The organism is Pseudomonas sp. RW407, assembly GCF_003176655.1.
Lineage (GTDB): Bacteria > Pseudomonadota > Gammaproteobacteria > Pseudomonadales > Pseudomonadaceae > Pseudomonas > Pseudomonas delhiensis.
This window is the reverse complement of sequence record NZ_QGSL01000107.1, coordinates 134,873-159,271: the sequence shown is the minus strand read 5'-3', so window position 1 is coordinate 159,271 and position 24,399 is coordinate 134,873. Positions and strand designations below refer to the sequence as shown.

The window sequence follows — 24,399 nt, the reverse complement described above, 5'->3', positions numbered from 1 at the left end:
GCTATGGTGCATGGACCACTGCCCAGGGGAGGCCACCGTGAACCCGCAAGTCGAAGTACAGGTCGCCGGCATGGACGAGGAGCCGCTGCTGTCGGCCATGCTGCCGGGCTACCTGCGCGAGCTCGGCGTCGAGTCGGACCTGTACCCCTACCTGGCGCTGTACTGGGTGGAGCCCGGCCGCCGGCCCTACCTGATCCGCGTCGACGGCCAGGTCGCCGGCTTCGCCCTGGTGCGCGCCCTGGAACGGCCGGGCCTGCACGAGCTGGCCGAGTTCTACGTCGGCCAGGCGTTCCGCCGCCGGGGCGTGGGCCGCGCTGCGGCCCGGGCGTTGTTCGCCCGCCAGCCCGGCGACTGGCAGCTCAACGTGCTGACCGGCAACCGCGACGCCCTGGCGTTCTGGCTGCGGGTGGTGCCGCGCGGCACCGTGCCGCTGCCGGTGGACGACCCCGACGCCTGGCCGCACCTGCGCTTTCGCTTTCACGTCGGCTGACCCTTGCCAGGCGCCGCCGCGCCGGGCAGATTGGCGCCCGCATTCCTTTCCCCAGCCCTGGAGCACTTCATGCCGCACTTCACCGCCACTGTCACCGTCAGCGCCGAGCACCGGGGGCGTGAAACCGAGGCCGTGGACAATCCGGCCATTGCCGTCGAGTTGCGTACCCTGGAGCCGGGGGTGATGGAGCTGGTGTTCCAGGGGCAGCTGGATGCGCCGGACGAGCCGACCCACGTCTGCGTGAGCCTGGACAACGGCCTCAACTACTATGGCCCGATCACTGGTGGCAGTGCGGACGAGAAGGGGGGGCGGATCAGTTTCGAATGCGACATGGTCGAGCCGGAACTGCTGGTCTGATCGCTTCACCCCTGTAGGAGCGAGCTTGCTCGCGAACGGAGTTTGCCGGTGGCTTCGGCGTTTGAGGTCAACTCCGTTCCCTCTCCCCAACCCTCGCCTACGCGGCCCGCCCTGAAGGGAGAGGGGGCTGTCCTGAGCGATGCGTCGGTTAGGCGCCATCCTTCTACCCCTAACCTCAACCCCGTCATTCCCGCGAACGCGGGACGCGGCTCCATCGCGAACAGCGCTTGCGCTGGCCCGAAGGGGAATAACCCAAAAACTTGGGGGCTTGGTGTAGCGCGCCGCTCCGAGTGCGTTGATGTTTCTTGTTTCGCCCCCTCGGGCGAGTCACTTTTGTCAGTCGCCACAAAAGTAACCAAAAAGGCTTGCCCCGACATACGGGCCCGATGGAGCCGGGCTACCCTCACGAATTCCCCCGCCACGGAGGCCCGCCCCGAGGGTACGTCCCTGTAGCCCATCGGGGCTCTAGCGACATCCATGTCGCATGACCTCCTGAGCGCCGGTTTCGCTCGGCCTTCTGAAGGGGCGTTCCGGTGCGCTCGGTTGTTTCTCTGGAAGTCCCAAACACAAATGCCAGAGCAAAAGCCGCTTTTGCTTTTCGTAGGATCGAGGGGGACGCCTAGTTCTTGCTCGCGAACCCTGGGTTCCCGCGTTCGCGGGAATGAAGACGCATGAGGATAATGCCTGACCCCAACGCCACTCAGGACAGCCCCCTCTCCCTTCAGGGAGAGGGTTGGGGAGAGGGTGTTCTTAAACGCAGCACCGTAGCCACCGGCAAACCCCGTTCGCGAGCAAGCTCGCTCCTACGAAGGCAGCCAGCCGCACAAACTCAGAGAATGATCTTGTCCTTGAGCTTCTCCACCGCCAGCTGCAGCGCCTGGATCACCCGGTCCTTGTCGAAGTTCTGCACGTTGTTGGTGTCCAGGTACATGGAGAAGCCCGGCAGCTCGTGCTCGATGAAGCTGGGGTTGGCGCCCAGGTCGCGGCGGAAGTCGACCGCCTGGTAGATCTGCACCGGCTTGCTGAAGCCCTTGACGCTGATCTGGCCCTTGTCGCGGCACATGATCACGTCCTTCACCAGCGAGTAGGACTCGTGGCTGAGGAGGATCTCGCCGGCCTCGGCGGCGCTTTCCAGGCGGCTGGCGAGGTTCACCTCGCGGCCGATGATGGTGTAGTCCATGCGCGTGTCGGCGCCGAAGTTGCCCACGGTGCAGTAGCCGGTGTTGATGCCCATGCGCACTTCCAGTGGCTTGGTGATGCCCTGGGCGCGCCACTGCTGGCGCATCACCTTCATGTGCTTGCGCATGGCCACGGCCATGGACACCGCCGCCACGGCGTCCTTCTTCGCGCCCTGGGTGGATGGGTCGCCGAAGAACACCATCACGCAGTCGCCGACGAATTTGTCGATGGTGCCGCCGTACTTGAGGGCGATCTTCGACATTTCGTTGAGGTAGTTGTTGAGCATGTCGGTCAGGGTTTCGGCTTCCAGCTCCTCGGACAGCTCGGTGAAGCCCTTGATGTCGGAGAAGAACACCGTGAGCTTCTTGCGCTGGGTTTCCAGGCGCACGCTGCGCTTGCCGCTGAAGATGGATTCCCAGACCTGCGGCGACAGGTACTTGGCCAGGTTGTGCGCCAGCCGCGCGGCCTTTTCCTGCTCGAGGGTGATCTCGCCGCGGGCCTGGGCCAGGCGCAGGCCCTGCTGGTGCATGAAGTAGGCGGTGACGCAGATGTAGAAGGCGCAGAACAGCACGCTGACCAGGTTCACCAACAGCGGTGCGTTGCCCTTGAAGCCCGCGCTGGCCAGCGCGCCGGTGAGCACCGCGGCGCTCAGCGCCACCAGCAGGGCCAGGCCGAGGGTGCGCAGGCCGCCGATCACCAGCGAGGAGAAGGCCAGGATCAGCACCAGCATCAGCGCCGGCACCACCGAGAAGCCCAGCAGCGCGGCGCCGGCGCCGGTGTGCAGGGCGTCCATGGCCAGCAGCACCTGGCGCGTCTGCTGCGGGTGGGTGTGCTTGTAGCGCTGGCTCAGGTTCTGCGCCAGGTGCGGGTAGAGCAGGGCGTAGGGCACCATCCAGAGCGCGTCGTAGCCGAAGTACTGGCCGAAGGTGCCGGCGCTGACGGTGGCAGCCACGGCGATATAGGCCAGGACGCGCGAATGGTATTCACGCAGGGGGGCGGAGCCGAGTCGGGGCGGCCTTTCGGTACGGTTGGGCTTCATGCGCTGGGGTTATCCCTGATCGGTGATGGCGCATTCTGACGTGCGCCTTCCACAAGTACGACCCGGCGATCTTAACCAAGCGCCCATCCGCCGGCCAGTGACGATTCATCGCCCCCGGCCGGCGGATGGTTTCAGCCTGCTTCCTTGGCCATGTAGATGGAACGCTTGGGCTGGGCGAACACCCGGCGCAGCATGGGCTCGAAGAACTCCAGCGGCAGCGTCTCGCCCTCGGTGTCGAAGGCCGCGGCGTCGTAGCGGGCGCAGAACTCGATGGTGCGCTCGTACTCCGGGTGGTTCTTGAACTGCTCGCGCAGGTGCCGGTCCAGGCCCAGGTGGTGGAAGAAGTAGTAGCCCTGGAAGATCCCGTGCTTCTCGATCATCCAGAGGTTCTCGGGGCTGACGAAGGGCTTGAGGATGGCCGCGGCGATGTCGGGGTGGTTGTAGGAGCCCAGGGTGTCGCCGATGTCGTGGAGCAGGGCGCAGACCACGTATTCCTCGTCACGGCCGTCGCGGTAGGCCAGGGTGGCGGTCTGCAGCGAGTGGGTCAGGCGGTCCACCGGGAAGCCGCCGAAGTCGCCGTCGAGCAGGCGCAGGTGCGCGAGGATGCGGTCGGGCAGTTGGGCGGCGTACTCGGTGAAGTGCTGGGAGATGGCCGACCAGTCCTCGGCGGTACCGTCTTCCATGTGGGTGAATCTGGCGCGGGCGTTCATCGGGCAGTCCTCTTGTGCTTGTGATGTGGACGGCTGTCAGTCTAGGTCCGCGCGCGGGCCCCGCCAGTGGCCTGGCGGGACAGGCCGCTGTCCCGGCGGACAGTCCCATTGCGGCGCTGGATGGGGCGCCCGCGAAGCATTCGCCGGCCTGATCCGGCGGGCTTTCAGGGGTTCTCCGGGTCGTGCCCGAGGGACTGCAGGAACAGCGAGAACAGTTCCGGCTGCGAGGAGATGTCCAGCTTGGCGTAGAGGTGCCGGCGGTGCACCTTGATGGTTTCCGGGGAGATCGCCAGGCGCTCGGCCATGGCCTTGGAGGAGTAGCCGCGCAGGATCAGCCGGGCGATCTCCAGCTCGCGCTCGGAGAGCACCCCGGCGCCGAAGTGGCTGAGGGCGTCGCGCACCTGGCTGGCCACCGGCTCGCTGGCCGGCAGCAGGCGCTGGCTGCGCTGCTGCCAGTGCTGCTGCAGCAGCGCCAGCACCCAGGGGCAGAGCATCGCCAGCAGGCCGCACTGTTCGGCGTCGAACGGCTTGCGCACGCCCAGGGAGAGCGACAGCGCGCCCTGGCCGGGGAGCTGGAGGATGAACTGCACCTCGTCCTCCAGCACGTTGTCGTGGAAGTAGCTGAGGAAGTACTCGCTCTGGCGGAACTGGTCCGGGGCCACTTCCTCCAGGCGGTACAGGCCGCTGGGCAGCCCTTCGCGGCAGGCCTGGTAGAAGGGGTCGAGCTGGTACAGGCCGCTGAGGTAGGCGGGCATCGCCGCCGGGCCTTCCTGCGGCACGGCGTCGTATTCCTCCAGCGCCACCGGGGTGCCGCTGGTGGGGTAGAAGGCCGCCAGGGCGTTGTCGAACGGCAGCCACTGGTGCAGCAGCAGGATCAGCTGCTTCCAGAAGCGCGGCTGGCCGATCTGCTCGATGGCGCGGCCGAGGTTGGCGTGCATGCCGACTTCGCGAAACAGGTTGTGCATCCCGGGGCTCTCCGCAAGAGGTGAACCGGTTTCCTCCTTTTCAGGCCCCGCCGTCAAGGGGCGTAACCCCAAATGGTGATTGGCCGCCAGGGCCGGCCCGCCCAGACTGCGGGCCATGCAGCGCCCCGTGCAGAGGGCGCCACATGGGTCTTCGTTGCTGCCTCAACCATCAATAACAATTCGAGGAAAACGACATGAGCTCTCCCGCAGCGCCGGACGGCGTGCTCAAGCCCAGCCTGGGCGTGTTCGACGTGGTCGCCATCACCGTCTCGGCGGTCACCCCAGCCAGTAGCGTGTTCGTCATCGCTCCCTTCGCCATCCAGCAGGCCGGCAGCGGCGCCTTCCTGGCCTTCGTGATGGCCGCGGTGCTGGCGCTGATGTTCGCCTGGTGCTACGCCGAGCTGGGCCGGGCGCACAGCTCGGCCGGTGGCGAGTACGTCTACGCCAAGCGCGTGTTCGGCGGCATGGCCGGCTACGCCACCTTCCTTACCGTGCTGGTCTCGCTGCTGTTCATCCCGCCGGTGCTGGGCACGGGGGCGGCCACCTACCTCAACGGCGCGCTGGGCACGCAGTTCGACACCCAGACCGTGGCCCTGGCCATCGTCGCCGCCAGCTACGTGCTGGGCATCCTCAACATCCGCGTCAACGCCTGGGTCACCGGCGTCTTCCTGCTCTGCGAAGTGGCCGCGCTGCTGGTGATAGTGGTGCTCGGCTTCGGCCATGCCAGCCAGCCGCTGAGCGTGCTGCTGCAGCCGCAGGTGCTGGACGGCGGCGTGCTGGCGGCGGCGCCCTGGGCGCTGGTGATAGGCGCCGTGGGCACCGCGGTGTTCTCCTACAACGGCTTCGGCGGCGCCGTGCTGCTGGCCGAGGACATGAAGGACGGCGGCCGCACCGTGCACCGCGCGGTGCTCTGGTCGCTGGTGCTGGTGGTGGTGATCGAGCTGGTGCCGCTGACCGCGCTGCTGATCGGCGCGCCCTCGCTCAAGGACATGCTCGCCAGCCCCGACCCCATCGGCTACCTGCTCACCGCCCACGGCAACGGGACGCTGTCGCGACTGGTCAGCGCCGGCATCTTCCTCTCGGTGTTCAACGCCATCGTCGCCATCGTCATCCAGGTCGGCCGGGTGATCTTCAGCAGCGGCCGCGACGCCCTCTGGACGCCGGCGCTGAACCGCGCCTTCACCCGCATCCACCCGCGCTGGGAGTCGCCCTGGCTGGCTACCCTGTTCCTCGGCGTGCCCTCGGCGGCGCTGAGCTTCAGCTCCAACCTGGAGGAGCTGACCTCCTTCACCGTGCTGCTGCTGGTGCTCATCTACCTGGTGGTGGCCCTGTGCGCGCTGTTCAGCCGCGTGCTGCGCCGCGACCGCGAGCACCCCTACCGCATGCCGCTGTGGCCGCTGCCGGCGCTGCTGGCGGTGGTCGGCGCCGGCTACCTGCTGCTCGAGCTGCTGATGGAAGCCTCGGCGCGGGACGTGATGACCATTATCGGGATACTGGCCGTATCGGTGATTCTCTACAGCACCTACGGCAAGTTGAGCCCGGCTTTCCAGAAACTCTGAAGACCACAGGAGTCCCCATGCGCGCTCGTCAACTCGGCATCACCCTGGGCCTGGGCACACCCGGCGCATTCAATGCCATCACCGACGTCCCCGGCGTCCGCGTCGGCCACAGCACCCTGGTCGCCGAGCGCGGCGGCAAGCAGGTGCGCACCGGCGTCACGGTGCTCCAGCCCCGCGCCGGCGAGGCCCGCCTGCAACCCTGCTTCGCCGGCGCCCACGTGCTCAACGGCAACGGCGACGCCACCGGCCTGGAGTGGATCCGTGAGGCCGGCCTGCTGACCACGCCCATCGCTATCACCAACACCCACAGCGTCGGCGTGGTGCGCGACGCCCTGGTGGCCGCCGAGCGCGATGCCCTGGCCGACCCGGCGGTGTACTGGTGCATGCCGGTGGTGATGGAGACCTACGACGGCCTGCTCAACGACATCTGGGGCCAGCACCTCGGCCCCGAGCACGTGCGCGACGCCCTGGTCGCCGCCGAGTCCGGGCCGGTGGCCGAAGGCCCGGTGGGCGGCGGCACCGGGATGATCTGCCACGAGTTCAAGGGCGGCATCGGCAGCGCCTCGCGCAAGCTGCCGGCGGAGCAGGGCGGCTGGACTGTCGGTGTGCTGGTCCAGGCCAACCACGGCCAGCGCCGCGAACTGCGCGTCGACGGCTACCCGGTGGGCCGGGTGCTGGGCGACATCCCCTCGCCGTTCGCGGAAAAGGGCGAGCCGGGCATGGGCTCGATAGTGGTGATCATCGCCACCGACGCGCCGCTGCTGCCGCACCAGTGCCAGCGCCTGGCGCAGCGCGCCTCCATCGGCATCGCCCGCACCGGCGGCGGCACCGAGGACAGCAGCGGCGACATCTTCCTGGCCTTCGCCACCGGCAACCGCGACCTGCCGCCGGCCGACTACGGGCGCAAGGGCCTGCCGCAGAGCACGCCGCTGCAGATGCTCAACAACGAGCACATCTCGCCGCTGTTCGCCGCGGCGGCGGAAGCGGTGGAGGAGGCCATCGTCAACGCCCTGCTGGCCGGCCGCGAGATGCGCACGGCGGACGGCACGCTGGTGCCGGCGCTGGAGGGGGAGACGTTGCTGGAGGCGCTGCGCGAGGTGGGGTGGCGGCCGCGCTGAGGTGGCGGGGGACAACTGTAGGAGCGGGCCCTGCCCGCGAAATCGCGCGCAGGGCGCGCTCCTACAGGGGGAATGGCGTGGGTGGGGCGGCGTAGGAGCGGATCTCATCCGCGAATCGCACCGGGACGCCCGGCTATCGCGGACAAAGTGCTCCTACGATCGTGCTTCCCTGGAGCTGTAGGAGCGGGCCCTGCCCGCGATTTCGCGCGCAGGGCGCGCTCTACAGGGGAATGGCGTGGGTGGGGCGGCGTAGGAGCGGATCTCATCCGCGAATCGCACCGGGACGCCCGGCTATCGCGGACAAAGTCCGCTCCTACGATCGTGCTTCCCTGGAACCGTAGGAGCGGGCCCTGCCCGCGATTTCGCGTGCAGGGCACGCTCCTACAGGGGAATGGTGCGGGTGGGGCGGCGTAGGAGCGGATCTCATCCGCGATTCGCGCCCGTGGGGCGCTACATCAGTTCGGGGTGTAGATCTGGTCGAAGATCCCGCCATCGGCGAAGTGGGTCTTCTGCACGGTCCGCCAGTCACCGAAGGTCTTCTCCACCGAGAAGAAGTCCACCTTCGGGAAGCGGTCGGCGTACTTGGCCAGGATCGCCGGGTTGCGCGGGCGCAGGTAGTTGTCGGCGGCGATGGTCTGGCCCTCGTCGGACCACAGGTACTTCAGGTAGGCCTCGGCCTGGGCGCGGGTGCCTTTCTTCTCGACCACCTTGTCGACCACCGCCACCGGCGGCTCGGCCTCGGCGGATACGCTCGGGTAGACCACCTCGAAGCCGCCGCGGCCGAATTCGCGGGCGATCATCTCGGCTTCGTTCTCGAAGGTCACCAGCACGTCGCCGATCTGGTTCTGCATGAAGGTGGTGGTGGCCGCGCGGCCGCCGGTGTCCAGCACCGGGACGTGCTTGAACAGCTGGCCGACGAATTCCCTGGCCTTGGCTTCATCGCCGCCGTGCTTGAGCGAGTAGCCCCAGGCGGAGAGGTAGGTGTAGCGGCCGTTGCCCGAGGTCTTCGGGTTCGGCACCACCACCTGCACGCCGTCCTTGAGCAGGTCCGGCCAGTCGTGCAGGCCCTTGGGGTTGCCCTTGCGCACGATGAACACGGTGGCCGAGGTGAAGGGCGCGCTGTTGTTCGGCAGGCGGGTGGCCCAGTCCTTGGGCACCAGCCCGCCGTTGTCGGCCAGGGCGTCGATGTCGGTGGCCTGGTTCATGGTGATGACGTCGGCCGGCAGGCCGTCGATCACCGAACGGGCCTGCTTGCTGGAGCCGCCGTGGGACATCTGGATGGTGATCTTCTCGCCTTTCTCCGCTTCCCAGTGCTTCTGGAAGGCGGGGTTGTACTCCTTGTAGAAGTCGCGCATCACGTCGTAGGAGACGTTGAGCAGCGGCTGCGCGGCCTGGGCGGCGCTGCCCAGGGCCATTCCGGCGGCCAGCAGGGAGGCGGCGAAGAGTCGTTTCACGGGCGGTTCCTTCTCGGCAGTGTTGAATTGCCGATTATGCCCGTGGGTTATATGCCGCTTAAATACCCAAAGGCTATTTGCTTATGCAAGGACGCGCCCGTGGGGCGCGTCCAAGACTTCAGCGTTTCTCGCCCAGGCCGGCCTCGCTCGCAACGGGCTCCTCGGCCAGGCAGGCAGCGGCGGTGAAGAGCACGTCGGTGGAGGAGTTCAGCGCGGTTTCCGCCGAGTCCTGCAGGATGCTGATGACGAAGCCCACCGCCACCACCTGCATGGCCACCTCGCCGGAGATGCCGAACAGCCCGCAGGCCAGCGGGATCAGCAGCAGCGAGCCGCCGGCCACGCCCGAGGCGCCGCAGGCGCACAGCGCCGAGACCACGCACAGCAGCAGGGCGCTGGGCAGGTCCACGGCGATGCCCAGGGTATTGGCCGCGGCCAGGGCCAGCACGCTGATGGTGATGGCCGCGCCGGCCATGTTGATGGTGGCGCCCAGGGGGATGGACACCGAGTAGGTGTCCTCGTGCAGGCCCAGGCGTTCGCATAGCTGCAGGTTGACCGGGATGTTGGCCGCCGAGCTGCGGGTGAAGAAGGCGGTCACGCCGCTTTCGCGCAGGCAGGTGAAGACCAGCGGGTAGGGGTTGCGGCGCACTTTCCAGAACACGATGGCCGGGTTCACCACCAGCGCCACGAAGAGCATGCAGCCCAGCAGCACGGCCAGCAGGTGCAGGTAGCCGAGCAGGGCGTCGAGACCGGCCTCGGCGAAGGTGCTGGCCACCAGGCCGAAGATGCCCAGCGGGGCGAAGGCGATCACCACGCGGACGATCAGGGTGACGCCGCCGGCCAGGTCGTCGAGCAGGTCGCGGGTGCTCTGGCGGGCATGGCGCAGGGCCAGGCCGAGGCCCACGGCCCAGCCGAGGATGCCGATGAAGTTGGCCTCCAGCAGCGCCTGCAGCGGGTTGCTGGCGACGCTGAACAGCAGGGTGCGCAGCACCTCGCCGATGCCGCCGGGCGGCGCCGCCTCGGCGGCGGCCGCGGTGTTCAGCACCAGGGACGAGGGGAAGGCGAAGCTGGCGGCCACCGCCACCACGGCCGCGGCGAAGGTGCCGACCAGGTAGAGCAGCAGGATCGGGCGGATGTGCGTGCGCTGGCCGACCTGGTGGTTGGCGATGGAGGCGCACACCAGCACCAGGACCAGCACCGGCGCCACGGCCTTGAGCGCCGCGATGAACAGCTTGCCGAGCAGGCCGACGGCCTGCGCCGCGTCGGGCGAGACCAGGGCCAGGGCGATGCCGGCGAGCATGCCGACGAAGATGCGCATCACCAGGCTGCTGCGCTGGATGCGTTGGAAGAGGGTGGGAGAGGGAAGCGTCATGACCTTACCGCTGCTTGCAAATGGAAACGCGAACCCGGCGGGCCGCGGAAGGGCGCGGATTATGCCGTCACGGGCGGGAAAATGCGTGGCGGCCGTCGGAAACCCGGCCCACGCCCCGCCAGCATGGCGGCGCGAAGCCGGGCCGGCCTTGACCTATGCCGGCCCGGAGGGGATTGCCCTGTGGCATGGCGTCACGGCCGCGGGGCTTCGCCAGCCCGCGCGCCTGGCCAATCCGCCTCAGTTGCCGGCCAGCGGTGCGCGGCGCGAGGTTGGGCGCAGCAGGCGTTCGCCCAGCAGCACCAGCAGGCAGGCGAAGATGAAGGGGGCGGTCATGAAGGGGATGCCCAGGGCGACCATGGCCCGTTGCAGCAGCAGCGCCAGCACGGCGCCGGCCAGCGGGGCGAGGGGGGCAGGGCCGCGCAGGGCCAGGGCGAGGGCGGCCAGGGCGCTGTTCATGCCGAGCAGGCCGCTCTGCACGGCGTCCTGGGGGAGGCCGGCGAACACCGCCACCGGCAGCACCAGCACCGCGCCGAACAGCGCCCAGGTGGCGGCGCGCGGCGCGCCCAGCAGCAGGCCGAGGAAGATCAGCGCGCCGGCCAGCGGGGCGTCGAGGAAGATCACCTGGCCGAAGGCCCGCGCGGTGGCTTCGAGGAAGACCGGCAACGGCAGGTCTGCCAGCCCGGCCAGGGGCGCGGCGGGCTGCAGCGGGAGCACCGGCAGGGCCCAGCCGAGCAGGACGAAGGCCAGGGTGTAGGGCGGCAGGCCGTGGCGCCGGCGCGAGGCGCGCAGCAGCAGGCGCTGCAGCGCCACGCTGGCGAGGCTGGCGAGCAGCACCAGGGCCACCAGCAGCGGCGACCAGGCGAACTTCAGCGGCAGCAGCAGGCCGATCAGCACGGCGTTGTAGCCGTACAGGCCGTCTTCGATATCCGCCTGGCGGCAGCGCAGCAGGCGGGCGAACGCCGGGCCGGCGGTGGCGCCGAGCAGGGCGCCGGGCAGCAGGGTGGGGGCGCAGGCGCCGATCAGGGCCAGGCAGAGCAGGCCGAACAGCGGCGCGGGTTGCAGGAACACCTGGCTGAAGCCGCGCAGCCAGAGGGTCAGTAGCGGTAGTGGGCGCATCGGGGGCCTGGGCAGTTGAAGGGGCAGTCCGGGGCTTCTCCGGTTCCGCGTCGGCGGCCGTGCCTTCCATCGGGGGAGGGCATCGCGGGAAGCTCCGTGGGTATCAGCGGGCGCATTCTGCCATGGCACCATTTTGGGGCGTGAATAAAAAAGAGGCCGGTCCCCGGGATCGCCGGAGGGTGGCCTCGAATCTCCATAGCCTGCGTGGGGCTGCGAGGGTGGCTATGGCCGACAGAACTGCTGGCCGTTCAAGGCCAATCCCGGACGGACGGGGTCGCGGCCCCGTTTTCCCGGCCCCGTCCGTCCGGGAGTGACGCGGTGTGGAGCCATGCCTGGGCGTGGCTCCGGAACTCTTTTTCCCTCACCCCAGCCCTCTCCCGGAGGGAGAGGGGGCGGTTCGGCGTGGCCGGTGACTCCGGCGCTGCGCTTTCTGCCGTTCAGCTCCCTCTCCCGCTTGCGGGAAAGGGTTGGGGAGAGGGGCTCTTCAGACCGACAACGCCGGCGCCACCGTCTCGATCCGCAGCATGTTGGTACTCCCCGGCTGCCCGAACGGCAGCCCCGCCGTCACCACCACGGTGTCGCCGCGCTGGGCCATGCGTTGGGCCAGGGCGATCTCCAGGGCGGTGGCGCAGATCTCGTCGACGTGGGCCAGTTGCTCGTTGACCACCGAGTACACGCCCCAGGCCACGCTCAGCCGCCGCGCCGCCTTGAGGTTGGGCGTCAGGCTGAGGATCGGCGCCTTGGGCCGCTCGCGCGAGGCGCGCAGGGTGGAGGCGCCGGACTCGGTGTAGTTGACCAGCACCGCCACCGGCAGGATGCGGCTGATGCGGCGGATGGCGCAGCTGATGGCGTCGGACACGGTGGCGTCCGGTTCCGGGCGGTTGAGTTCCAGCTGGCCCTGGTAGTCCGGCTCGGCTTCCACCTGGCGGATGATCTTGGCCATCATCTCCACCGCTTCCAGCGGGTACTGGCCGGAAGCGGTCTCGGCGCTGAGCATCACGCAGTCGGCGCCTTCGCTGACCGCGGTGGCCACGTCGGTGACCTCGGCGCGCGTCGGCGCCGGGGCGAAGCGCATGGATTCGAGCATCTGCGTGGCCACCACCACCGGCCGGCCGAGCTGGCGGCAGACCTGGATGATGCGCTTCTGGATGCCCGGCACGTTCTGCGCCGGCACTTCCACGCCGAGGTCGCCGCGGGCCACCATGATGGCGTCGGCCAGGCGGGCGATCTCCTCGATGCTCTGCACCGCCGAGGGCTTCTCGATCTTGGCCATGATGAAGGCCTTGTCGCCGATCAGCGCGCGGGCTTCCTCTATATCCTCGGGGCGTTGCACGAAGGACAGCGCCACCCAGTCCGCGCCCAGTTCCAGGCCGAACGCCAGGTCGCGGCGGTCCTTGGCGGTCAGCGGGCTGAGCTTGAGCACCGCCTCGGGCACGTTGACGCCCTTGCGGTCGGACAGCTCGCCGCTGTTGAGCACGCGGGTCTCGATGGCGTCGCCGTGGTTGTTCAGCACCTGCAGGCGGATACGGCCGTCGTCCAGCAACAGGCTCATGCCCGGCTCCAGGGCCTGGATGATCTCCGGGTGCGGCAGCATCACGCGGCGCTCGTCGCCCGGGGCGTCATTCAGGTCGAGGGTGAAGCTCTGGCCCTTCTGCAGGGCCACCGCGCCGCCTTCGAAACGGCCGACGCGCAGCTTCGGCCCCTGCAGGTCCATGAGGATGCCGATGGGCATGCCCAGTTCGGCCTCCACCTCGCGCACCCACTGGTAGCGCTGGGCGTGGTCGGCGTGCTCGCCGTGGCTGAAGTTCAGGCGGAACAGGTTGGCGCCGGCCTCCACCAGGGCACGCACGTCCTCGCGGCCCTTGATGGCCGGGCCGAGGGTGGCGAGGATCTTGACCTTCTTGTCGTTGTTCATTGCTCGGCACTCTCGAGGACCAGGATGGCGCGGAAGTCGTTGACGTTGGTGCGGGTCGGCCTGGTGACCACCAGGTCGCCCAGTTCGGCGAAGAAGCCGTAGCCGTTGTTGTCGTCCAGCTCGTGCAGCGGGTTCAGCCCGGCGGCCAGGGCGCGCTTGTAGCTGCACGGGCTCATCAGGGCGCCGGCGTTGTTCTCCATGCCGTCGATGCCGTCGGTGTCGCCGGCCAGCGCCCAGATGCCCGGCTCGCCCTTGAGCGCGGCGGTGAGGCTGAGCAGGAACTCGGCGTTGCGCCCGCCGCGGCCCTTGCCGCGCACGGTCACGGTGGTCTCGCCGCCGGAGAGGACCAGGCAGGGCGCGGCCAGCGGCTGGCCGTGCTTGCGCACCTGGCGGGCGATGCCGGCGTGGACCTTGGCCACGTCGCGCGACTCGCCCTCCAGGTCGCCGAGGATCAGTACCTCCAGGCCGGCGGCGCGGGCCTTGGCGGCAGCCGCGTCGAGCGCCTGCTGCGGCGTGGCGATGAGGGTGAAGTAGCTGCGCGACAGGCAGTCATCGCCGGGCTTGACCGTCTCCGAGCGCGGGTCTTCCAGCCAGGCGCGGATGTGCGCCGGAGTGTCGATGCCGTAGCGCTTGAGGATGGCCAGGGCGTCGGCGGAAGTGGTCGGGTCGCCCACGGTGGGGCCGGAGGCGATCACCGTGGCCTCGTCGCCGGGCACGTCGGAAATCGCGTAGGTGTACACGCTGGCCGGCCAGCAGGCGCGGGCCAGGCGGCCGCCCTTGATCGCCGAGAGGTGCTTGCGCACGCAGTTCATCTCGTCGATGGCGGCGCCGGACTTGAGCAGGGCCTTGTTCAGGGCGCGCTTGTCGTCCAGGGAGATGCCCTCGGCGGGCAGGGCGAGCAGCGCCGAGCCGCCGCCGGAGAGCAGGAAGATCACCCGGTCGTCTTCGCTGAGGTCACTGACCAGTTCCAGCACGCGGCGGGCGACGCGCTCGCCGGCGTCGTCCGGCACCGGGTGCGCGGCTTCCACCACTTCGATGCGCTGGCAGTTGGCTCCGTAGCCGTAGGGGGCGACCACCAGGCCGTCCACCTGCTCGTCCTTCCAGTGCGCCTCGACCACTTCGGCCATGGCCCCGGCGGCCTTGCCGGCGCCGATGACGATGGTGCGCCCGCCATGCACCCGCGGCAGGTGGCGGGCCAGCGTCTGCGCCGGGTGGGCGGCGGCGATGGCAGTGTCGAACAGCTCGCGCAGCAGGGCGCGTGGGTCGAGGCTCATCTGGGGCTCCTCAGGTTTCTTGTCGTTGTTCTTTCATTGCGGCATTGCGCAGGCGCCTGGGGGCAAGCGCCTGGGCGATGCCTTCGAAGCGCCCGGCCGGCGAGGCCGTGTTCACGCCGGCCGGGGTTCGAAAGCGAGTCGCTGGGCCCCCGCGTTCGCGGGGGTGACGTTCATGCTTCAACTCTGCTTCATCACTCCCATAACGAAGCCGAGTGTGTTCCCGTCATTCCCGCGAACGCGGGAAACCAGTGACTGGCCCGTAGCATGGGTTGAGCTTGCGAAACCCATGCTGCATGAATCGATGGGTATCGCTGCGCTCAACGCCATCCTAGGGTCCGATTTCTCAGTCCTTGCGGATCGAGAAGTTGGCCATGTGCTCCAGGCCCTTGATCAACCCGGAGTGGTCCCAGTTGCTGCCGCCCAGGGCCGCGCAGGTGCTGAACACCTGCTGGGCGTTGGCGGTGTTGGGCAGGTTCAGGCCCAGTTCGCGGGCGCCGGCCAGGGCCAGGTTGAGGTCCTTCTGGTGCAGGCTGATGCGGAAGCCCGGGTCGAAGGTGCCCTTGACCATGCGCTCGCCGTGCACCTCGAGGATGCGCGAGGAGGCGAAGCCGCCCATCAGCGCCTCGCGCACCTTGGCCGGGTCGGCGCCGTTGCGCGCGGCGAACAGCAGGGCCTCGGCCACCGCCTGGATGTTCAGCGCGACGATGATCTGGTTGGCCACCTTGGCGGTCTGGCCGTCGCCGTTGCCACCGACGCGGGTGATGTTCTTGCCCATGGCCTGGAGCAGCGGCAGGGCGCGTTCGAAGGTGTTCGGGCAGCCGCCGACCATGATGCTGAGGGTCGCCGCCTTGGCGCCGACCTCGCCGCCGGACACCGGGGCGTCCAGGTACTGCGCGCCGGTGGCCTTGATCTTCTCGGCGAAGGCCTTGGTGGCGGTGGGCGAGATGGAGCTCATGTCGATCACCACCTTGTTCGGGCCGACGCCTTCGGCGATGCCGTCCTGGCGGAACAGCACGTCCTCGACCTGCGGGGTGTCGGGCACCATGACGATGATGAACTCGGCTTCCTGGGCCACTTCCTTCGGGTTGGCCAGGGCCACGGCGCCGGCTTCGACCAGCGCGGTCGGGGCCTTGTCGTGGTGGGTGGAGAGGAACAGCTGGTGGCCGGCTTTCTGCAGGTTCTGCGCCATGGGCAGGCCCATGATGCCGGTGCCGATGAATCCGATCTTGGCCATGAGGGTGTCTCCTGGTTTCTCGTAGGGGTTTATTGGGCCCCCGCGTTCGCGGGGGTGACGGTGGGAAGATTCGTTTTTCCCGTCATTCCCGCGAACGCGGGAACCCAGTAAAAAATCGTCAGATCGCGTTATGGCTCTTCAGCCAGCCCAGCCCCGCCTCGGTGGTGGTGGCCGGCTTGTACTCGCAGCCGATCCAGCCCTGGTAGCCGATGCGGTCGAGGTGGCCGAACAGGAAGCGGTAGTTGATCTCGCCGGTGCCCGGTTCGTGGCGGCCGGGGTTGTCGGCCAGCTGGATGTGGTTGATGGCCGCCAGGTTCTTCTCCATGGTCCGGGCTAGGTCACCTTCCATGATCTGCATGTGGTAGATGTCGTACTGCAGGAACAGGTTGGGGCTGCCCACCTTCTCGCGGACGTCCAGCGCCTGCTTGGTGGTCTGCAGGTAGAAGCCGGGGATGTCGAGGGTGTTGATCATCTCCATGACCAGCTTGATGCCCGCGGCCTCGAGCTTCTCGGCGGCGTACTCCAGGTTGTTCAGGAAGGTGTTCTCGATGGTCGCGCAGTCGTACCCCTGCGGGCGGATGCCGGCCAGGCAGTTGACCTGCTTGTTGCCCAGCACCTTGGCGTAGGCGATGGCCTTGTCGACGCCGGCGCGGAATTCCTCGACGCGGTCGGGGTGGCAGGCGATGCCGCGTTCGCCCTTGCCCCAGTCGCCGGCGGGCAGGTTGAACAGCACCTGCTCCAGGCCGTTCTCCTGCAGCTTGGCCTTGATGACCTCGGCCTCGAAGTCATAGGGGAAGAGGTATTCGACGCCGCTGAAACCGGCCTTGGCGGCGGCTTCGAAGCGGTCGAGGAAGTCCACCTCGGTGAAGAGCATGGACAGGTTGGCGCAGAAACGGGGCATGTCGGGGCCTCCTGGTGGTGAAACACGTATTTCCGTAAGGGTGGGCCCCGCCGTGCACAGGTTGTGGTTATCCCTGCCACGGCTCCCCTGCACGCGGGGCCCGGTACTTCGTCAGTCGAGCAGCGGCTCAATCCAATAGAGAGACGGCGGTGGGCGCGTCGGCGCGGGACTGGGCCAGTTCCTCGAACTCGTTGATGGCGTCGATCTCGGTGCCCATGGCGATGTTGGTCACGCGCTCCAGGATCACTTCCACCACCACCGGCACGCGGTGCTGCTGCATCAGTTCGCGGGCCTGGGCGAAGGCGGCGCCGATCTGGTTCGGGTCGAACACGCGGATCGCCTTGCAGCCCAAGCCTTCCACCACGGCGACGTGGTCCACGCCGTAGCCGTTGAGTTCCGGCGCGTTGACGTTGTCGAACGCCAGCTGCACGCAGTAGTCGATCTCGAAGCCGCGCTGGGCCTGGCGGATCAGCCCCAGGTAGGAGTTGTTCACCAGCACGTGGATGTACGGCAGGTTGAACTGCGCGCCGGCGGCCAGCTCCTCGATCATGAACTGGAAGTCGTAGTCGCCGGACAGCGCCACCACCTGGCGGCTGGGGTCGGCCTTGACCACGCCCAGGGCCGCGGGGATGGTCCAGCCCAGCGGGCCGGCCTGGCCGCAGTTGATCCAGTGGCGCGGCTTGTAGACGTGGAGGAACTGCGCGCCGGCGATCTGCGACAGGCCGATGGTGCTGACGTAGCAGGTGTCCTTGCCGAAGAACTCGTTCATTTCCTCGTACACGCGCTGCGGCTTGACCGGCACGTTGTCGAAGTGGGTCTTGCGCTGCAGGGTGCGCTTGCGCTCGCGGCAGGCCTCGACCCAGGCCATGCGCTCCTTCAGCCTGCCCGCGGCCTTCCACTCGCGGGCCACTTCGAGGAACACGTCCAGGGCGGCGCCGGCGTCGGAGACGATGCCCAGGTCCGGGGTGAACACACGGCCGATCTGGGTCGGTTCGATGTCCACGTGGATGAACTTGCGCCCGGCGGTGTAGACGTCGACGGAACCGGTGTGGCGGTTGGCCCAGCGGTTGCCGATGCCGAACACCAGGTCGGACTCCAGCAGGGTGGCGTTGCCGTAGCGGTGCGAAGTCTGCAGGCCGCACATGCCGGCCATCAGCGGGTGGTCGTCGGGAATCGTGCCCCAGCCCATCAGGGTCGGGATCACCGGCACGCCGAGCAGTTCGGCGAATTCCACCAGCTTGTGCGAGGCGTCGGCGTTGATGATGCCGCCGCCGGCGACCAGCAGCGGGCGCTCGGCATCGTTGAGCAGGGCCAGGGCCTTCTCGGCCTGGGCGCGGGTGGCGCTCGGGCGGTGCACCGGCAGCGGCTCGTAGGCGTCGATGTCGAACTCGATCTCGGCCATCTGCACGTCGAACGGCAGGTCGATCAGCACCGGGCCGGGGCGGCCGCTGCGCATTTCGTAGAAGGCCTTCTGGAAGACGTAGGGCACCTGGCCCGGCTCCAGCACGGTGGTGGCCCACTTGGTCACCGGCTTGACGATGCTGGTGATGTCCACCGCCTGGAAGTCTTCCTTGTGCAGGCGGGCACGCGGCGCCTGGCCGGTGATGCAGAGGATCGGGATGGAGTCGGCGGAGGCCGAGTACAGGCCGGTGACCATGTCGGTGCCGGCCGGGCCCGAGGTGCCGATGCACACGCCGATGTTGCCGGCGCTGGTGCGGGTGTAGCCTTCGGCCATGTGCGAGGCGCCCTCGACGTGGCGGGCCAGCACGTGGTCGATGCCGCCGAGCTTCTTCATCGCCGCGTACATGGGGTTGATGGCCGCGCCCGGTACGCCGAAGGCGGTATCCACGCCTTCGCGGCGCATGACCAGGACGGCCGCCTCGATCGCTCTCATTTTGGCCATGACCTTTCCTCTTGAGTCGGTGGTTTTCTTGTTGGGGGCAAGGATGCCGGCTGTGCCAAGGTGACGGAATTGATGGATACTTTAGTTCTGTCGATATCTGGAGTATCGAATGGACCGCTATACCCTCATCCGCAGTTTCGTCCTGGTGGCGGACAACGGCAGCTTCGCCTCGGCGGCGCTCAGCGAAGGCGTGACCCCGGTGGTCATGGGCCGGCGCCTGGACGCCCTGGAGCGGCACCTGGGCGTGAAGCTGATGCACCGCTCGACCCGCGGCCTGCAGCTGACCGACCTGGGCGAGCAGTACCTGGAGCGCGCGCGCAGCCTGCTCAAGGACTTCGACGAGGCCGATGCCAGCGTCACCCGCGGCGGCAACTCGGTGCGCGGGCACCTGGTGGTGTCGGCCCCGGCGGCGTTTGGCCGGCGCCACATCGCGCCCCACGCGCCGGCGTTCCTGGCGCGCTACCCGGACCTGAAGCTGTCGTTCAACTTCACCGACAGCCTGGTGGACCTGGTGCGCCAGGGCTACGACATGGGCATCCGCATCGGCGAGGTCACCGACCCCAACTACGTGGCGGTCAAGCTGTTCCCCAACCGCCGGGTGGTCTGCGGCGCGCCTTCGTACTTCGAGCTGCACGGCGTGCCGCGGCTGCTGGAGGACCTGGCGCGGCACAACTGCCTGGCCTTCAACCTGCAGGGCGGCCAGCAGCGCGGCTGGACCTTCCTGCGCGACGGCCGGCAGGTGGCGGTGCGGGTCTCCGGCAACCTCGACTGCAACGACGGCGAGCTGCTCTACGACTGGGTCAAGCAGGGCCTGGGCATCGGCTGGCGCTCCACCTGGGAGATCCAGGCCGAGCTCAAGGCCGGCGAGCTGGTGACGGTGCTCGACGAGTACGAGATCCCGGCCTACGACATCCAGGCGGTGTACCCGCAACAGCGCTACCTGCCGGCCAAGGTGCGCTTCTTCATCGACTACCTGAAGGACATCTACAACACCCCGGGGTACTGGGAAACCCGGCATCCTTGAGCGGTTTATTCGATACTGGCGTTGTATTTTTCTTGGTTTGTTATTGTGTACAAAATGTCGCAGTATTGTATTTATTCGTTGCGTCCGGGGCTTCCTTCGGCTATTCCATCAAGGGCTTTGCCATGCCGCGTCCTTCCACGGGAGGGCGTGGGTGAACGTCTTATCCCTTTCCGCGAGGAACCCCTCATGAGCGAAATCAACCTCGACACCGCCCTGGCCATCACCCGCAGCGCCCTGGCCGCCGGCCGCGAACTCTCCACCGCGCCGCTGACCGTGGCGGTGCTCGACGCCGGCGGCCACCTGGTGGCCCTGCAGCGCGAGGACGGCGCCAGCCTGCTGCGCCCGCAGGTGGCCATCGGCAAGGCCTGGGGCGCGGTGGCCCTGGGCAAGTCGTCGCGCGCCCTGGCCGCCGACGCCCAGCAGCGCCCGTCGTTCATCGCCGCGGTGAACACCCTGGCCCAGGGCAACGTGGTGCCGGCGCCGGGCGGCGTGCTGATCCGCGACCGGGACAACCGCGTGCTCGGCGCCATCGGCATCAGCGGCGATGCCTCGGACATCGACGAGCAATGCGCCATCCGCGGCATCCAGGCCGCCGGCCTGGTGGCCGACGCGGGGTAGGGAGCAACACAGCTTTTCGTAGGAGCGAGCTTGCTCGCGAACCAACCCCCGCAGCGAGGCTGTTCGCGAGCAAGCTCGCTCCTACAAAGGCTGTCGAGAAGGACGTAGGGCGAATAACCGTTCGCGGTTATCCGCCGATACACCCAGGCCATGAATAGCGCCGAGGTTGAACCCGGAGTGGCCTGGGGCCAAGGTCAAACGGCGGATAACGCCGTAGGCGTTATGCGCCCTACAGCGGCAACGGCCGCATGCGGCCGCTGGCCTTGGCCGGCTCGCCGGCGTCCGGCGCGGTGCCGCGCAGCACCAGGCGGGTGATGGTCTCGGCGGCGGCCTCGAAGTCGGCGTCGCTGAGGCTGTCCTTGCCGGTGACCATGGAGATCTGCCAGTCGAAGTCGGCGTAGGTCTGGGTCGCCGCCCAGATGGTGAACAGCAGGTGGTGCGGGTCCACCGGGGCCAGCAGGCCGCGGTCGATCCAGCTCTGCAGGCAGGCGATGTTGCGCTGGGCCTGGGCGTTCAGCTCGTCCAGGTACTCCCTGGGCAGGTGCGGCGCGCCGTGCATCAGCTCGCTGGCGAACACCTTGGAGGCGTGCGGCAGCTCCTGGGAGATGCGCACCTTGGAGCGGATGTAGGCCTTGAGCGCCTCGGCCGGCTCGTCGTCCTCGCGGAACGGCGCGGAGGCCTGCAGCAGCGGCTCCACCACGCTTTCCAGCACGCTGCGGTAGAGGTTTTCCTTGGACTGGAAGTAGTAGTAGACGTTGGGCTTGGGCAGCCCGGCGCGCGCCGCTATGTCGCTGGTCTTGGTGGCGGCGAAGCCCTTTTCGGCGAACTCTTCGCTGGCGGCGCGGAGGATCAGGCGTCGGTTGCGTTCGCGAATGCTGGTCATGGTCTGCTGGGTCTTCTTGTGCGCGGTTGCCCATGGCTGGGCCGGCGATGGTAGCACCGGCCTCGCGGGCCCCTCAAGCAAGGGCCCTGTGCTGAAAGTTGACCCGTGGTTCAGCTTTTCTGTAGAGTCTGCGGACCCCGGCGTCGCCACGGCGCCCGGCCTTCCACGAGAGCGTCGCCATGTCCGACAGCCAACTGGTCGACCCCTTCGGCCGCCGCATCACCTACCTGCGCCTGTCGGTGACCGACCGTTGCGACTTCCGCTGCACCTACTGCATGGGCGAAGACATGCAGTTCCTGCCGCGCGACCAGGTGCTGAGCCTGGAAGAGCTCTATACGGTAGCCGACGCCTTCATCGCCCTGGGCGTGCGGCGCATCCGCATCACCGGCGGCGAGCCGCTGGTACGCAAGGGCCTGACCTCGCTGCTGGCGCGCCTGGGCGCGCGCCCCGAGCTGGAGGACCTGGCGATCACCAGCAACGGTTCGCAACTGGCCGGCCGCGCGGCCGAGCTGCGCGCCGCCGGCGTACGCCGGCTGAACATCAGCCTGGATTCGCTGCGCCGCGAGCGCTTCGCCGCCTTCACCCGCAGCGACCGCCTGCCCCAGGTGCTGGCGGGGATAGACGCGGCGCGGGCGGCGGGCTTCGAGCGCATCAAGCTTAACTGCGTGGTGCAGAAGGGGCGCAACGACGACGAGGTCTGCGAACTGGTGGAATACGCGCTCGCCCGAGCCCTGGACATCAGTTTCATCGAGGAGATGCCGCTGGGCAGCATCAGTAGCCACGACCGCGCGCAGACCCTCTGCAGCAGCGACGAGGTGCGCGCCCGCCTGGCCGAACGCTGGCAACTGACGCCCAGCCTGGAGCGCAGCGGCGGCCCCTCGCGCTACTACCGCGTCGACGGCCTGCCCAGCCGCATCGGCTTCATCTCGCCGCACAGCCACAACTTCTGCGGCGACTGCAACCGCGTGCGCGTCACCGCGGAGGGCAAGCTGGTGCTCTGCCTCGGCCATGAAGGCGCGCTGGACCTGCGCCAGCTGCTGCGCAGCCACCCCGGCGACGGCGCCCGGCTGCGCGCGGCGCTGGTCGAGGCGCTGCAGCTCAAGCCGCAGCGGCATCACTTCGACGCCGCCGAGCAGGTCCAGGTGCTGCGCTTCATGAGCATGACCGGCGGCTGAGGAGCAGGGACGATGCCCCGACAGGGCTTTCCGTCGGCCAGGGGCTTTCCCTAGAATCACGCGGCCGATGTGCTGCGAGGCCGATGTGAGCGAGAGTCAACTGCGAATTCCACTGGGCGACTGCTGTCTGGTCTGCGACGGTTTCCGCCAGCGGGTGGCGGGGCGGCCGTCGCTGGAAGTCGACGGCGACCTGCTCTGGGCGCTGGAGCACAGCAGCTGGCAGCCGCTGGCGGTGACGCTGGAGCCCCTGGCCGGCGGCGCCAGGGTCCGCCCGTTGCCGCTGGCGCGCCAGGCCGCCTTCGACGCGCAGCAGGCGCTGGACTGGCGCGACGACGAGGTCAGGATCGCCTGCCTGCCCGCCGTGCGCGACGCCCGGGCGCTGCGCGATTGGTGTCGGGCGCGCTGGCCGGAAGCCACCTTCGGCCCGCAGGCCTTCGATGCCCAGGCATACGCCTGGGGCCACCTGTTGCGCCTGGACTGCCGGCGAGCCGGGCTGGCCGTGGCCGGCCACGAGCACTTTCTGCTGCCCCATGCCTACCCTTGCGTGTACCTCGGCCACCTGGCCCTGGACTGGCGACGCTTGCGCTTCGAACCAAACGCCTGACGCCGTGATCTGAACAGAAGGCGCCTCGTTCGGCGGCAGCTTTTGCCCGCCTGCGGTGCCCGGGCTTTGCTTGTGCAACCGTGCTTGGCCGCGCGGAACCTCCGGCCTTCCCCGGCGGTCTGCTAGCGCGTCAAAGTGGAGGAGACCCAGAATGACAATCACAAAGCGGGTGAAGCGGCTGGCGGCCGTGCTGGTGCTGGCGCAGTTGGGCGTGGTCGCCGAGGTGCCCCTGGCGCAGGCGGCGATGGTGGGCACCGGTGAGGTGTTGCAGGCGCAACAGCAGCACGTCGACCGCGAGCAGTTGCTGCGCATGCTCGATGACCAGGGCGTACAGAAGAAGCTGCAGTCCATGGGCGTGGAGCGCAGCCAGGTCGAGCAGCGCATCAAGAGCCTGTCCAACGAGGAGCTGGCGCAGTTCAACCAGCAGCTGGACCAGGCGCCGGCCGGTGGCATCATCGGCATCATCATCCTGTTCCTGCTGATCTTCATCATCACCGACATGCTCTGCATCACGCATATCTTCACCTTCGTGCGGTGCCAGCGTTGAGGCGTGCCGCCGCTGCCGTGGCCCTGGCGGCGCTGCTGCTCGGCGGCTGCGCCACGGCGCCGCGGCTGCCGGCGGAGGTCGACGCGCTGCCACGGCGCGTCGAGCTGGCCGAGGTGCAGTTCTTTCCCCAGCAGCAATACCAGTGCGGGCCGGCGGCGCTCGCCACCGTGCTCAACCAGCGCGGTGTGCGGGTGACGCCGAACCAGTTGAAGGAGCGGGTGTTCCTGCCGCAGCGCCAGGGCAGCCTGCAGGTCGAGCTGGTGGCCGCGGCGCGCGAGCGCGGCCTGCTGGTCTACCCGCTGCGCCCGCGCCTGGAGGACGTGCTCAAGGAAGTGGCCGCCGGCAACCCGGTGCTGGTGCTGCAGAACAACGGCCTGGACTGGTTGCCGATGTGGCACTACGCCGTGGTGGTCGGCTATGACCGCGACCGCCACGAGCTGGTGCTGCGCTCCGGCATCACCCAGCGCCTGGTGATCGACTTCACCGCGTTCGACGTCACCTGGCGGCGCAGCGGGCGCTGGGCGGTGCTGACGCTGCCGGCCGACCGGCTGCCGGCCAGCGTCGAACCGACACGGTGGCTGCGCGCGGCCCACGACCTGGAGGAAACCGGGCAACAGGCCCTGGCCGACCAGGCCTACCGCACCGCCACCCGGGCCTGGCCGCAGGAGCCGCTGGGCTGGTTCGCCCTGGCCAACGCCCGCTACGCCGCCGGCGACCTGGGCGGGGCCGAAACGGCGCTGCGCCACAGCGTGGCCGCCCGGCCGGACTTCGCCGCCGCCTGGTACAACCTGGCCAACGTCATGGCCGAGCGCGGCTGCGGCGAGCAGGCCCGCGCCCCGGCGAGCTGCGCGCACCAGCTGGCGCCGACGGATGCGCGCTTCCTCCAGGCGCCCCGGGCGGCGCCGGTGGCTTCCGGGCAATGCAGCGCCGCGCCCGCCTGCCCCGCACTTTGAGGCGCCGCGTGC

The 24,399-nt window shown here is 68.9% G+C and carries 22 protein-coding genes; 10 read left to right on the top strand and 12 right to left on the bottom strand.

Translation table 11 applies throughout. The features are described from left to right. Positions 1 to 37 precede the first annotated feature (37 nt). Positions 38 to 490, top strand: coding sequence for a GNAT family N-acetyltransferase (locus tag DK254_RS24730; protein WP_158546438.1), 453 nt, complete (start codon positions 38 to 40; stop codon positions 488 to 490). 69 nt (positions 491 to 559) lie between these two features. Further along, a complete protein-coding gene (locus tag DK254_RS24725) occupies positions 560 to 847 on the top strand; it encodes a hypothetical protein (protein ID WP_109935947.1) in 288 nt (95 codons plus the stop codon). An 829-nt stretch (positions 848 to 1,676) separates the two neighbouring features. Here the strand turns inward: DK254_RS24725 and DK254_RS24720 are convergent. The 3 genes from DK254_RS24720 to DK254_RS24710 form a co-directional block, all read right to left on the bottom strand. Then, a complete protein-coding gene (locus tag DK254_RS24720; protein ID WP_109935946.1) occupies positions 1,677 to 3,065 on the bottom strand; it encodes an adenylate/guanylate cyclase domain-containing protein in 1,389 nt (462 codons plus the stop codon). A gap of 131 nt (positions 3,066 to 3,196) precedes the next feature. Then, a complete protein-coding gene (locus DK254_RS24715; RefSeq protein ID WP_109935945.1) occupies positions 3,197 to 3,775 on the bottom strand; it encodes an HD domain-containing protein in 579 nt (192 codons plus the stop codon). Positions 3,776 to 3,939: 164 nt separating this feature from the next. Continuing rightward, positions 3,940 to 4,740 (bottom strand): LuxR C-terminal-related transcriptional regulator, encoded by an 801-nt coding sequence (locus DK254_RS24710; protein WP_109935944.1) that lies wholly within the window; start codon positions 4,738 to 4,740, stop codon positions 3,940 to 3,942. A 194-nt stretch (positions 4,741 to 4,934) separates the two neighbouring features. Here DK254_RS24710 and DK254_RS24705 point away from each other — a divergent pair, with 194 nt between their 5' ends. Then, positions 4,935 to 6,299: an APC family permease gene (locus DK254_RS24705; protein WP_109935943.1), complete on the top strand. Its 1,365-nt coding sequence runs from the start codon at positions 4,935 to 4,937 to the stop codon at positions 6,297 to 6,299. A 17-nt stretch (positions 6,300 to 6,316) separates the two neighbouring features. After that, positions 6,317 to 7,417, top strand: a complete 1,101-nt coding sequence (locus DK254_RS24700; protein ID WP_109935942.1) for a P1 family peptidase — start codon at positions 6,317 to 6,319, stop codon at positions 7,415 to 7,417. Positions 7,418 to 7,872: 455 nt separating this feature from the next. On the opposite strand, the gene DK254_RS24695 is transcribed toward DK254_RS24700, so the two are convergent. The 8 genes from DK254_RS24695 to gcl all read right to left on the bottom strand — a co-directional run bounded on the left by DK254_RS24695 (position 7,873) and on the right by gcl (position 18,583). Continuing rightward, positions 7,873 to 8,871, bottom strand: a complete 999-nt coding sequence (locus tag DK254_RS24695) for a sulfate ABC transporter substrate-binding protein (RefSeq protein WP_109935941.1) — start codon at positions 8,869 to 8,871, stop codon at positions 7,873 to 7,875. Between the two features lie 118 nt (positions 8,872 to 8,989). Then, a complete protein-coding gene (gene sstT, locus DK254_RS24690; protein WP_109935940.1) occupies positions 8,990 to 10,240 on the bottom strand; it encodes a serine/threonine transporter SstT in 1,251 nt (416 codons plus the stop codon). 237 nt (positions 10,241 to 10,477) lie between these two features. Continuing rightward, a complete protein-coding gene (locus tag DK254_RS24685) occupies positions 10,478 to 11,356 on the bottom strand; it encodes an urea transporter (RefSeq protein ID WP_109935939.1) in 879 nt (292 codons plus the stop codon). Between the two features lie 484 nt (positions 11,357 to 11,840). Further along, on the bottom strand, positions 11,841 to 13,271 hold the full coding sequence (gene pyk, locus DK254_RS24680) for a pyruvate kinase (RefSeq protein WP_109935938.1): 1,431 nt from the start codon (positions 13,269 to 13,271) through the stop codon (positions 11,841 to 11,843). Further along, the gene (locus DK254_RS24675; RefSeq protein ID WP_109935937.1) at positions 13,268 to 14,545 is read right to left on the bottom strand and encodes a glycerate kinase; all 1,278 of its coding nucleotides are present in this window, start codon (positions 14,543 to 14,545) and stop codon (positions 13,268 to 13,270) included. Before DK254_RS24675 ends, pyk begins: the two co-directional genes overlap by 4 nt. 343 nt (positions 14,546 to 14,888) lie before the next feature. Continuing rightward, entirely contained in the window at positions 14,889 to 15,779 is an 891-nt protein-coding gene (locus DK254_RS24670; RefSeq protein ID WP_109935936.1) for a 2-hydroxy-3-oxopropionate reductase, read from the bottom strand. A gap of 118 nt (positions 15,780 to 15,897) precedes the next feature. After that, positions 15,898 to 16,680 carry a hydroxypyruvate isomerase gene (gene hyi, locus DK254_RS24665; RefSeq protein ID WP_109935935.1) on the bottom strand — a complete coding sequence of 261 codons (783 nt, stop codon included), beginning with the start codon at positions 16,678 to 16,680 and terminating at the stop codon, positions 15,898 to 15,900. Between the two features lie 127 nt (positions 16,681 to 16,807). Then, on the bottom strand, positions 16,808 to 18,583 hold the full coding sequence (gcl, locus tag DK254_RS24660) for a glyoxylate carboligase (protein ID WP_109935934.1): 1,776 nt from the start codon (positions 18,581 to 18,583) through the stop codon (positions 16,808 to 16,810). A 109-nt stretch (positions 18,584 to 18,692) separates the two neighbouring features. Between gcl and DK254_RS24655 the strand changes: the two genes are divergently transcribed. Both DK254_RS24655 and DK254_RS24650 read left to right on the top strand, forming a co-directional pair. Further along, entirely contained in the window at positions 18,693 to 19,607 is a 915-nt protein-coding gene (locus tag DK254_RS24655; RefSeq protein WP_109935933.1) for a LysR family transcriptional regulator, read from the top strand. Positions 19,608 to 19,793: 186 nt separating this feature from the next. Then, a complete protein-coding gene (locus tag DK254_RS24650; RefSeq protein ID WP_089394834.1) occupies positions 19,794 to 20,225 on the top strand; it encodes a heme-binding protein in 432 nt (143 codons plus the stop codon). Between the two features lie 229 nt (positions 20,226 to 20,454). On the opposite strand, the gene DK254_RS24645 is transcribed toward DK254_RS24650, so the two are convergent. Further along, positions 20,455 to 21,108, bottom strand: a complete 654-nt coding sequence (locus DK254_RS24645) for a TetR/AcrR family transcriptional regulator (protein WP_089394746.1) — start codon at positions 21,106 to 21,108, stop codon at positions 20,455 to 20,457. Between the two features lie 179 nt (positions 21,109 to 21,287). Here DK254_RS24645 and moaA point away from each other — a divergent pair, with 179 nt between their 5' ends. The 4 genes from moaA (at position 21,288) to DK254_RS24625 (ending at position 24,387) form a co-directional block, all read left to right on the top strand. After that, a complete protein-coding gene (gene moaA, locus DK254_RS24640; protein WP_109935932.1) occupies positions 21,288 to 22,283 on the top strand; it encodes a GTP 3',8-cyclase MoaA in 996 nt (331 codons plus the stop codon). A gap of 85 nt (positions 22,284 to 22,368) precedes the next feature. After that, positions 22,369 to 22,887, top strand: a complete 519-nt coding sequence (locus DK254_RS24635) for a hypothetical protein (RefSeq protein WP_146219644.1) — start codon at positions 22,369 to 22,371, stop codon at positions 22,885 to 22,887. A 151-nt stretch (positions 22,888 to 23,038) separates the two neighbouring features. Beyond that, positions 23,039 to 23,434, top strand: a complete 396-nt coding sequence (locus tag DK254_RS24630; RefSeq protein WP_074980392.1) for a PA2779 family protein — start codon at positions 23,039 to 23,041, stop codon at positions 23,432 to 23,434. Beyond that, positions 23,431 to 24,387 (top strand): PA2778 family cysteine peptidase, encoded by a 957-nt coding sequence (locus tag DK254_RS24625; RefSeq protein ID WP_109935930.1) that lies wholly within the window; start codon positions 23,431 to 23,433, stop codon positions 24,385 to 24,387. Before DK254_RS24630 ends, DK254_RS24625 begins: the two co-directional genes overlap by 4 nt. The last annotated feature ends 12 nt before the right edge of the window (positions 24,388 to 24,399 follow it).

Bases quoted from the DNA above. Each gene is read 5' to 3' on its own strand.
- hyi (WP_109935935.1), bottom strand. From the start codon at position 16,680: ATGCCCCGTTTCTGCGCCAACCTGTCCATGCTCTTCACCGAGGTGGAC.
- sstT (WP_109935940.1), bottom strand. From the start codon at position 10,240: ATGACGCTTCCCTCTCCCACCCTCTTCCAACGCATCCAGCGCAGCAGC.
- DK254_RS24630 (WP_074980392.1), top strand. From the start codon at position 23,039: ATGACAATCACAAAGCGGGTGAAGCGGCTGGCGGCCGTGCTGGTGCTG.
- DK254_RS24715 (WP_109935945.1), bottom strand. From the start codon at position 3,775: ATGAACGCCCGCGCCAGATTCACCCACATGGAAGACGGTACCGCCGAG.
- DK254_RS24650 (WP_089394834.1), top strand. From the start codon at position 19,794: ATGAGCGAAATCAACCTCGACACCGCCCTGGCCATCACCCGCAGCGCC.
- DK254_RS24725 (WP_109935947.1), top strand. From the start codon at position 560: ATGCCGCACTTCACCGCCACTGTCACCGTCAGCGCCGAGCACCGGGGG.
- DK254_RS24685 (WP_109935939.1), bottom strand. From the start codon at position 11,356: ATGCGCCCACTACCGCTACTGACCCTCTGGCTGCGCGGCTTCAGCCAG.
- DK254_RS24700 (WP_109935942.1), top strand. From the start codon at position 6,317: ATGCGCGCTCGTCAACTCGGCATCACCCTGGGCCTGGGCACACCCGGC.
- DK254_RS24710 (WP_109935944.1), bottom strand. From the start codon at position 4,740: ATGCACAACCTGTTTCGCGAAGTCGGCATGCACGCCAACCTCGGCCGC.
- DK254_RS24705 (WP_109935943.1), top strand. From the start codon at position 4,935: ATGAGCTCTCCCGCAGCGCCGGACGGCGTGCTCAAGCCCAGCCTGGGC.
- pyk (WP_109935938.1), bottom strand. From the start codon at position 13,271: ATGAACAACGACAAGAAGGTCAAGATCCTCGCCACCCTCGGCCCGGCC.
- DK254_RS24675 (WP_109935937.1), bottom strand. From the start codon at position 14,545: ATGAGCCTCGACCCACGCGCCCTGCTGCGCGAGCTGTTCGACACTGCC.
- DK254_RS24645 (WP_089394746.1), bottom strand. From the start codon at position 21,108: ATGACCAGCATTCGCGAACGCAACCGACGCCTGATCCTCCGCGCCGCC.
- DK254_RS24655 (WP_109935933.1), top strand. From the start codon at position 18,693: ATGGACCGCTATACCCTCATCCGCAGTTTCGTCCTGGTGGCGGACAAC.
- DK254_RS24720 (WP_109935946.1), bottom strand. From the start codon at position 3,065: ATGAAGCCCAACCGTACCGAAAGGCCGCCCCGACTCGGCTCCGCCCCC.
- gcl (WP_109935934.1), bottom strand. From the start codon at position 18,583: ATGGCCAAAATGAGAGCGATCGAGGCGGCCGTCCTGGTCATGCGCCGC.
- DK254_RS24670 (WP_109935936.1), bottom strand. From the start codon at position 15,779: ATGGCCAAGATCGGATTCATCGGCACCGGCATCATGGGCCTGCCCATG.
- moaA (WP_109935932.1), top strand. From the start codon at position 21,288: ATGTCCGACAGCCAACTGGTCGACCCCTTCGGCCGCCGCATCACCTAC.